This is a genomic window from Roseovarius sp. (genome assembly GCF_027019125.1).
GTDB lineage: Bacteria > Pseudomonadota > Alphaproteobacteria > Rhodobacterales > Rhodobacteraceae > Roseovarius.
Genome location: NZ_JALUXE010000009.1, coordinates 52,252 through 61,542, shown reverse-complemented (window position 1 = coordinate 61,542; position 9,291 = coordinate 52,252). Strand labels below are relative to the sequence as shown.

General features: G+C 56.0%; 9 protein-coding genes. All 9 read left to right on the top strand.

Annotation, left to right across the window (positions count from 1 at the left end):
* Positions 1-295 (top strand): GDP-mannose 4,6-dehydratase (locus MVC20_RS05515; RefSeq protein ID WP_297539256.1); only part of this gene is annotated, 295 nt, incomplete at its 5' end.
* Between the two features lie 323 nt (positions 296-618).
* A complete protein-coding gene (locus MVC20_RS05510; protein ID WP_297539254.1) occupies positions 619-1,425 on the top strand; it encodes an ATP-grasp fold amidoligase family protein in 807 nt (268 codons plus the stop codon).
* A gap of 39 nt (positions 1,426-1,464) precedes the next feature.
* Positions 1,465-2,193 (top strand): sulfotransferase, encoded by a 729-nt coding sequence (locus MVC20_RS05505; protein WP_297539252.1) that lies wholly within the window; start codon positions 1,465-1,467, stop codon positions 2,191-2,193.
* Entirely contained in the window at positions 2,190-2,921 is a 732-nt protein-coding gene (locus tag MVC20_RS05500; protein ID WP_297539250.1) for a hypothetical protein, read from the top strand. The genes MVC20_RS05505 and MVC20_RS05500 overlap by 4 nt, the downstream gene beginning before the upstream one ends.
* A gap of 133 nt (positions 2,922-3,054) precedes the next feature.
* Positions 3,055-4,221, top strand: a complete 1,167-nt coding sequence (locus MVC20_RS05495) for a nucleotide sugar dehydrogenase (RefSeq protein ID WP_297539258.1) — start codon at positions 3,055-3,057, stop codon at positions 4,219-4,221.
* Positions 4,222-4,300: 79 nt separating this feature from the next.
* Complete coding sequence (locus MVC20_RS05490) at positions 4,301-7,627, top strand: exostosin family protein (protein ID WP_297539248.1); 3,327 nt, start codon at positions 4,301-4,303, stop codon at positions 7,625-7,627.
* 114 nt (positions 7,628-7,741) lie between these two features.
* The gene (locus MVC20_RS05485) at positions 7,742-7,978 is read left to right on the top strand and encodes a helix-turn-helix domain-containing protein (protein ID WP_297539246.1); all 237 of its coding nucleotides are present in this window, start codon (positions 7,742-7,744) and stop codon (positions 7,976-7,978) included.
* A 67-nt stretch (positions 7,979-8,045) separates the two neighbouring features.
* Positions 8,046-8,576, top strand: coding sequence for a hypothetical protein (locus MVC20_RS05480; RefSeq protein WP_297539244.1), 531 nt, complete (start codon positions 8,046-8,048; stop codon positions 8,574-8,576).
* Between the two features lie 88 nt (positions 8,577-8,664).
* Positions 8,665-9,066 carry a hypothetical protein gene (locus tag MVC20_RS05475; protein WP_297539242.1) on the top strand — a complete coding sequence of 134 codons (402 nt, stop codon included), beginning with the start codon at positions 8,665-8,667 and terminating at the stop codon, positions 9,064-9,066.
* Positions 9,067-9,291: the final 225 nt, after the last annotated feature.

The window sequence follows — 9,291 nt, the reverse complement described above, 5'->3', positions numbered from 1 at the left end:
TACCGGCACGGGGGTGGACGAGATCGCCACGGTGACGGGTGTGACCGGCGATATGGCCCCCGCGCTCAAGGTGGGGGATGTGATCATGCGCATCGACCCGCGCTATTTCCGCCCCGCCGAGGTCGAGACCCTGCTGGGCGATCCCAGCAAGGCCAAGGAAAAGCTCGGCTGGGTGCCCGAGATCACCGCCCAGGAAATGTGCGCCGAGATGGTGGCCGAAGACCTCAAGACGGCACAACGGCACGCGCTGCTGAAAAAGCACGGCATGGACCTGCCGGTCAGCGTGGAGGGGTGAGGATCTCGATCACTATCTTTTCTGGTAGAGGGTGGCGATAATCTCGTGAGCGCCATGCCGCAGCATCATGGCGCCATGCTGATCCGCGCGTGCTGAACCTGAGCAAGATCACTCCCCTCTTGCTTGGTGGGGGCACGCTCCGGGACGCTTCAACCTGCAGCTCTGTGTCGATTGCTGATCCGTCGTGCCGGCAGGAGAACAGTCCTTGAAATCACCGAGGTGTTGGAATTGTGTTGAGGATTTCGACCGTGAAACGTATCCATAGGTCCACAACGCATTTTATGTGTCGAAATATCGAAATCTAGGAAGCTCGTAAGTTCAAGATGGCCGAGACTGAATTCAAGCGCCGCATGGACCTGCGGCTGGCCCGATGGTATCAGAACGCGGATCCCCATCCCGATCCGGAGCTGCAGGCCCGGCGTCGCTATGTGGCCAACCTGGTCAACAAGAGTGCGATGTTGAAATATGCCGAGCGGATGACCCTGCCGATCCCCGAACGATACGCGGAGGTCGCCACGGTGGAGGAGCTGGATTTTGCCGCACTTCCCGAACGGGTAGTCATCAAGCCCAACAACTCCGCCGACAATGATTGCGTCATGCTCTTCGACAATGGGCGCGAGATCTTTTCAGGCAGCGAGGCTCCGGTCGAAAGCCGCGCCGAATTCGTGCGCGAGACCTTCGCCAATGGCCGTTTCATCAAGCGCGACACCCGCATCCTCGCCGAGGAATTCGTCAGGGATTACAACGAGAGTTTCGCCGTGCCTCGCGATTTCAAGGTGTATGTCGCCGGAGGCCGGTCCTGGGTCGTGCAGGTGGTCAACCGAGTGGGGCCGAAGAAATCCTGGACCCATCGCTTTTACAGCCGGGACTGGGTGCCCTATGGCCCGTTCCAGATGTCGAACCTCTTCGGCGAGGAAATCCCGCCGCCGCCGCATCTCGATCGCATGATCGAGATCGCCGATCGCATAGCGCGGGATATCGATGTGTTCATGCGGCTCGATTTCTACATCTCCGCGCAGGGACCTGTCTTTGGGGAGTTCACCTCTTACCCCAATGCCGGGATGCGGTTCACCGAGATCGGCAACGCGGTCCTGTGCGACCTGATGGACCGCTACCCCGATCCTTTCTGACACGCCCCGCCGAATTTGCACCAACGGAATTGCGATGCCATGAAAAAGATACTTCTCCTGTCCGGAACGGCGCGCGCCGGGACAAGTTCGCTGGTCAATATCCTGAACCTGCACAATCACATCCTGATGGGGCAGGATCGCTATTTCTATCCCTTCCAGAACAACACCATCCGGGCCGGAGATTTCGAGAAGGACCGCTTTCTGGATGTCCGGGAGGGCGACACCCACCCGCAGGGCGGGCTGAAGCCGCGGAATGTCGAGCCGGCACGGCGCTACGACAACGCGGTCTATATCGGCGACAAGTTTGCCCCGCTCTTCCGCCATCTCGGCCATGTCTTCGAACAGTTTCCCGATGCGCAGCATATCTACATCCTGCGCAATCCGCTCTCGGTTGTTGAAAGCTACGATGCGCGGTTCCGCGACCCGGAGGATAACTGGAACCTCGACTGGCGTGCCGGACTGAAGGCCTGGAACGACAGCGTGCGCACCGTCGCGGCGCTGACGGAGGAGCGGCTGGCCCGGTTTCTCTTCGTGCAATACGAAGAGATTTTCGCCTCACCCAAGGCGCTCAATGCCCTGTTCACCCGTCTCGGCCTGTCCAATCTCGAGGAGGAAAGGCTGGCACCGTTCACGACAAGATTCCGGAATCTGAGCGAGCAAAGCGTGGCCCGGCGCGAGGATCTTCGCGTGGCGGTGGCGCGCGAGGCGGATTGGGACTCCTACAGGATTCTGAGCCGCCACATGCCAAATATTGGAATTTCGCAATGATCATTCTGACCTATGGCCAACCAAAATCAGCAAGCACATTTCTGTTTCTTCTGATGAAGCGTGCGTGCGAGGTAATGGGGAGTGACCTGTGTCAGGTGAGACGTAGGGTATTTTCCGAAGACCCATCTCGTACAGAAGAATTCTGGCGTGGACATTTGGACCCTTTGGCGGGGTTCGTGGGAAAGGTTCACGACAGCGATTTTCTCCCTATCAAGACACATGATGGTTTTCCGAAGAAGCTGGAACGTTTCTTCAAGTCAGGCGAAATCCTGCCCTATATCTCCTATCGAAATATCGGAGATTCTGCGCTTTCAGCTTTCGAAGCAGGCGAAAAAGCCCGCAGAGAAAAAAATTATAAACAGGATTTCCACAAGATCGAAAGCCATCGTGAAGCGATCGACTATATTGGAAAACATGTCGTATCTTTCACCATACCCTGGCTGAGATCGCGTGTAGGATATGCATATTCATATGACGATATTTCATCGTCACCAGCTAAAGTGCTCGAAAGCTTGTCAGAAGTGGCCAATGTCGATCCTGAGCTTTTTCTGAGAGATCCGGTGCTTGCAGATCTCATCGAAGGCAAGAGAAAAGCATACAATTTCAACAAAGGCGTCTCCGGGCGGCACATGGAAATGTTCTCGGAGGAAGACTTGGCGTATCTCGAGGAAAAGTATGGGCGCTTCAATAAGTTCTGCGCGCAAGAATTATCTTTGGATCAACTGTGATCTTCGGCGAGGGCCACTAAGTGTCAACAGGTTGAAACTCTAGTGCTTGCAATCGTTTCCGGCGCAGGCGCGTATAAAAGGCGCATGCTTTTCAGCCGGTGTTCATGAATGGAGAGCAATTCAGATGCCCCGATTGAAAATCGCTGTTGCCGGGATTGGCTATGTCGGCTTGTCGAACGCTGTGCTGCTCGCGCAGCACAACCGGGTCTCGGCGCTTGATATCGACGTCGGCCGGGTGGCGATGGTGAATGCCCGGCGCTGCCCGATCGTCGATCCCGAACTGGAATCTTACCTGGCCGAACGCGATCTCGACCTCAGCGCCACCACCGATCCCGCCGAGGCCTTTGCCGGGGCGGATTTCATCCTCGTGGCCACACCCACGAATTATGACCCCGATACCAACGTGTTCGACACTTCGAGCGTCGAGAGCGTGATCAAGACCGCACTGGCGTTGAACCCCAGCGCAACGCTGGTCATCAAATCCACGGTCCCGGTCGGCTATACCCGCGCCCTCGGCGAGAAGCTGCAGAGCACGCGAATTCTGTTCAGCCCGGAATTCCTGCGCGAGGGGCGGGCGCTTCACGACAATCTCTTTCCCAGCCGGATTGTCGTCGGTGAACGTTCCGAGCGGGCCCGGGTCTTTGCCGATCTGCTCTGCGAGGGGGCCGTCGCCACCGATGTCCCGGTTCTTTTGACCGATCCGTCAGAGGCGGAGGCGATCAAGCTTTTCGCTAATACCTATCTTGCGATGCGGGTGGCCTATTTCAACGAACTCGACAGCTATGCGCTGAGCCACGGACTCGACACCCGCCAGATCGTTGAGGGGATCGGTCAAGATCCGCGCATCGGGATGCATTACAACAACCCCTCCTTCGGTTATGGCGGTTACTGCCTGCCCAAGGATACCAAGCAATTGCTGGCCAATTACTCCGAGGTGCCGCAGAACCTCATTCAGGCGATCGTCGAGGCGAACCGGACGCGCAAAGACTTTATCGCCGAGCAGATCCTGCGCCGCGCGCCGAGTTGCGTCGGGATCCATCGCCTTGTGATGAAACAGGGTTCTGACAATTTCCGCCAAAGCTCGATCCAGGGCATCATGAAGCGGCTCAAGGCAAAGGGCATCGAGGTGATCGTGTTCGAGCCCGCGCTGGAGGACGCGACGTTCTTCGGTTCCGAGGTGATTCGCGACCTCGCCGCCTTCAAGGATCGCGCCGACGTGATCGTCGCGAACCGCCGGACCGATGATCTTGCCGATGTGGCGGACAAGGTCTTTACCCGCGATCTGTTCGGTGCCGATTGAGGCGCGACAAGGCAAATTTCATCGTATTTGACCACCGCGGCATTTATACCCGGCCCGAAGACATTGGAGCGCTAGTGCCATGACCGCCACGATATTCATCGTCACTCCCAGCCTGAACAGCCACGAGACTATCGACCGCACGATCCTGAGCGTGGCGACCCAAGCGGGCGATTTTTTCCTGCGCTATCATGTTCAGGATGGCGGCTCGACTGATGGCACGCTGGAGCGGCTGGAACAGTGGCAACGCCGGCTCTCGGCGCGCGAGTTTCCACTACAGTGTCTGGGAATCGAGTTCTCCTTTGCCTCGCAGCCCGACACGGGCATGTATGACGCGATCTGCGCCGGGTTCGGGGCGCTTCGGATCGGCGATAAAGATTTCATGACCTGGATCAACGCCGACGATATCCTGACGCAGGGGGCCTGTGCGCTGATTGCCAGCATCGACCGGCAGCTGTCGGCCCAGCAACTCTCGTGGATCGGCGGGGCCAGCGCGGTGCTGCGGGGCGACATGCCGCTGCTGGTCTTTGACAATCCGATCACTAGGGCGGCGCTGAGGGCGGGGCTGTGCGACGGGGTGCACTGGAACTTTCTCCAGCAGGAGGGTGTCTTCTTTCGAAAATGGCTGTGGTCCGCGATCGACCCGGAGCGCAACATCCGGCCGATGAAGCTCGCCGGAGACTGGAATCTCTGGCGGCTCTTCGCAGAGCGTTCCTCGTTGGTGCAGACCAAGCTGGCGCTCGGGCGATTTCGCATCGTCGAGGGGCAGCTATCGGCGCAGCGGCGCGACAGCTACATGGCCGAGATCGACGCGATCATCCCGCACGAGACCCGCAGGCAAAGCCTCGCGTATCTGGGCAAGGCGCAGCCGGTCCTCCGGCGCGTGCTGAAAATCCGCTATGCCGACGCACAGCTCTCCGTCGCTGAAGAAGATGGTAGCTTCGTGTGGAAACATAACCACGAAAAGGTGTTCGGAGAACCGCCGCGCCATATCGCGCGGGCCGCCGAACAGCAGGTCGTGGCGACCGGCCTCGTCGAAACTCCGCCGGAACCCGATCCGATCGAAGACATCCTGCGGCGCACGGGCAATATCCTGGCCTATGACCGGGACTGGCAGTTTCCCGCCATCACCGAGCAACATGCCTATCGCCAGATGCGCGATATCGGAGCCGTGCCGGATAACATCACCTATGTCGCCTATCCATGGGCCACGCTGATCGACAAGCTGCAGACCAAGGCGCGCGATGCCCATCTCTTCCTGAAACGCTTTCGCGAATATTGCGCACAGCTGCCGTCCGGCAAGCGACGGGTTACCGTCTGTCAGCACATCAAGATGAAGGAGTTCATGCAACTTTTCAACGAGGCGGAAATATCCGACATCTTCTGGAGCCATGCGACGCGCGAGGATCTGGCGACCTGTCGAGAGGACGGCATCACGCTGCATCCCTTCCCGCTTTATCCCGTCCAGATCGACCGGGAGAGCGACGCCTGTGCCACGGCCGAGCGGCCTTTTCTTTTCTCCTTTATCGGGGCGCGTTCAAACAAATACTATCTCACGAATGCGCGCGAACTGATCATCGACCTCCTGAGCGACCACCCAAGGGGCTTGGTCATCGGGCGGGACAGCTGGCATTACAACAAGGTCGTCTACGAGCATCAGATACGCAATAACGGCAAACTTGGTGGCAAGGATGAACTGGTAAACCAGTCTGCGTCGGAACAATTCAAGGCTTCGCTGGAGCAAAGCCTGTTCTCGCTTTGCCCGTCTGGCTCTGGCCCCAATAGCATTCGGCTCTGGGAATCTCTCGGGGCAGGATCGATTCCAGTTATTCTCGCAGATACATATGCCCCACCGGGCAACTCAGCGCTTTGGGACCAAGCTGTGGTTTTCTGTGAAGAGTCCGAAGCTGCGATCAAGGCTTTGCCTGAGCGTCTAGAGGCGATCGCAAGTGATCCTGCGCGTCTTGCAATGATGCGGCATGCGATGCGCCAGTTGTGGATTCTGTACGGCCCACATGGGTTTGTATGCGATATTCAAAACCTGATGCTGAAATTGGCAGGCACACGAGGCGCAGAGATACGGTCGAACCCGGACGAGATCATACCTTTTGCGGCGCGTTTGACTGTTCCATCGAATGATAATGCCTCGATTTCAGTCGATGCATCGAAGTCTCTGCTTCAGTTCTATAGTGGACAGCTTTTACTCAAGGGATTCGACGCGCTTGAGGAGATTGAAGCGCGCACAGATCTTTCGAAAATTTTGTTACTTGCGCAAGACAGGCTAGGCCCCGACGATCGCCTCGTGCGTCACTTCCGAAGCGTTCGGGATCATGTCACGCGCATTGCGCGTCCCAAACTGGTTTCTCCAGAGATCGCTCGCAACAGGCCGGCGAAGGTGTGTCTATATGGACGGCATTCCAACCGGACACCATTGTCTTACGAGCCGTTTCAAAGAACGACCGGCTCACGTCTCGAGTTTGTTGACGAGCCATTGTCTGCCGACATTGTAATGACGGGTTTCAACATCGACATCCGTGAGAATCCCCAGGTATTCGAAGAGCTTGTGATCAAGCGCCCCAATGCCAAAGTCGTCGTCATATCAGAAGAGCCGCTTTGGGACAGCATATGGAGTGGTGGCTTTGTGGAGCGCATCCGGTCTGAGAGATGCGGTGACGTCGAATTAACATATACGTTCCTGAACCATAGCAATTCCTCGATATTCAATTTCGACGCGATTCCGTATTTTTTGCTAACCAATGAAAACTACCTGTCGCGTTACGGGATTCTCTTGGCACGGTATGCGAGTGTCACGCCCTCCGCCTTGCTTGATCATTGGAACAGCGCTCCTGTTCCAGCAGCGTTCTTTGCAGAAGTGCGCGAGAAGGACGCATACGCTGCATCACACGAACAGGAAAATCTCTACGGATTGAGCGTCTATCGAACCGAGGTGGCACGAAAAGTCGATCTTCCAGGAACGATACGCAATGGCCGGGGTTGGCAGCCAGAGGCACGCAGGCAGGATTTGCCGGATTGGCATCTCGACAAGATCGCGGCTACGGACATGAGAGTGCGTATCATGTCTGCCTATGAAAATACCCATCAGCGGAACTATGTCACCGAGAAGATTTTTGACGCTTTTGTTGTGGGGGGCATTCCAACTTATTATGCAGACCCCGGTCACAAAGCGCTGACACTTGTGCCGCGGGAGTGCATGATCAACACTTTCGGAATGTCATCCGACGAAGCTGCCGCCTGCATCAAAAGCCTGAAGCCGGATATCGAGCTGGCAAAGGCATGGCTGAACACCGCGTCAAATCTGCAGAAGAGATTTACAGACCCTGATGTGATCGAGACTGAAAGGCAACGTGTCGTAGATGCCATCCTGTCTGAATTGACGGTTCTTTCGTAAATTTTCGGACACCAAGCGTTCCAGGGGCGCAGGTCAACGTCGACCTGAAACAGAGGAGAAGGCATACTTGCTGCGCGCGCCCTTCTTCTGGACGCGGGTCATCTCGGACAGCAGATGCGCGTACAGTTGCAGTTGATGGGCGTGTTTGCCGAGTTCGAGAGGAACATCATCCGCAAACGTCAGGCAGAATGCATCGCGAAGGCGAAGGCGCGCGGGGTGTATCGTGGTCGAAAGAAAAAGGTCGATGACCAGAAGATCATCGACCTGAAGCAGCAGGGGAAGCGGGTCAGCGAGATTTCGGCGGCACTGGGCGTGTCGCGGATGACGGTGTATCGGGCATTGAGAAGGTAAGTTGGAGGCGCAACTTGCCGAATGATTGTCATCGCTGAACGGTTATGCCACGCTATAGCCAACAAGCATGGAGGTGACTGTGAGGCTGGCGGTCTATTCAGGTATATTAGCAATGTATTTGTCGAATGCTGTGCATGCCGAAATTGTTCAAACCACAGATGGTCGGACAATTGATTTGCGTGACGACGGGACTTACGAATTCTTAGAGGCGAACAATACCTCGGATGGCGACTATGTAGAGTTTCAGAACCACTACTTTGCGCACCATGTTGGCGAATATGGTCAAAAGCGTGTTCGCTTCATGCCAGTGTACAAAAATGTTTCGGACAAAAGAATCGTTGGCGCAAAGTTTGTGGCGCGCTTCTTGAATGCGTTTGGCGACGAAATTTTCAAGTTTTCCGGTGAATTAGATGAACCCGTGGCGCCAGGGAAAGCCTCAACTTACAACCTATTCTATTACTTTGAAGACAACCAGTTTATCCCTGGAGAGGCATACGACAAACTTCTACCGATGGTTACAAACAAAACCGGAAGCATCGAAGTTGAGATGACGATGATTGCATTCGAGGGTGGGGAAATTGTTAGACTGTCTGAGTAGTAAATACACAAATTTCCCTTCTTCGCTTTCCGCACGTAGAAAGTCAGACCTGAACGAGCGTGAAATAAAGTTAGCATCAGGGGTTGTGATGAAAATACGGAAAATCGCTCTTTTACTTCTTATCGCATTCCCAAGCGTTGCCGCATCACTTCCAGTCGCTGGCACCTGCAAACTCGATCAGGAGGTTGCAGGGATCAATTTCGGCACCGCGGTAACATGGAAGGGTAGTGACGCGACTGTCGCGACTGGAGGAAACAAGCTGTCTGGCAATGTTGTGGGTCTCAGAGATCACAGCGGTGGCTTCAAACTATCGGTCAGATATGAAGATCCGATTATGGGATTGTCTGAAATCATAATCTTTGAAATGCCGTCATCCGAACCGCCTGTTCATCGCATGGCGACGGTTACCTACGATATGGTAGAGAATGGCGAGCGCGTGGTTTCAAGTGTGAATCCTTTCGAAGACGCCGTCTGTGCCGTTCTGGAATAGCACTATGTAGTCACCCACTGCCAAACGACTGAATATTCCGTACCCGCTCGCCCGTGGGTTCCATCCGCTTCAAGTAGAACCGCTCCAACTGTTCGACCGAGGTGCCCGCGTTTTCTGCCAACCAGTAGATGTTGACCTTGCCCTCCGACTTCCGCAGGCGCGTCACCCTCGCGATAGAGGATCTTATACTCGTCGGAGATCCCCCTCCGCTGACGCTGGGAGGCG

Coding starts and splice junctions, on each gene's coding strand:
- MVC20_RS05500 (WP_297539250.1), top strand. CDS start 2,190: ATGATCATTCTGACCTATGGCCAACCAAAATCAGCAAGCACATTTCTG.
- MVC20_RS05480 (WP_297539244.1), top strand. CDS start 8,046: ATGGAGGTGACTGTGAGGCTGGCGGTCTATTCAGGTATATTAGCAATG.
- MVC20_RS05505 (WP_297539252.1), top strand. CDS start 1,465: ATGAAAAAGATACTTCTCCTGTCCGGAACGGCGCGCGCCGGGACAAGT.
- MVC20_RS05510 (WP_297539254.1), top strand. CDS start 619: ATGGCCGAGACTGAATTCAAGCGCCGCATGGACCTGCGGCTGGCCCGA.
- MVC20_RS05475 (WP_297539242.1), top strand. CDS start 8,665: ATGAAAATACGGAAAATCGCTCTTTTACTTCTTATCGCATTCCCAAGC.
- MVC20_RS05485 (WP_297539246.1), top strand. CDS start 7,742: ATGCGCGTACAGTTGCAGTTGATGGGCGTGTTTGCCGAGTTCGAGAGG.
- MVC20_RS05490 (WP_297539248.1), top strand. CDS start 4,301: ATGACCGCCACGATATTCATCGTCACTCCCAGCCTGAACAGCCACGAG.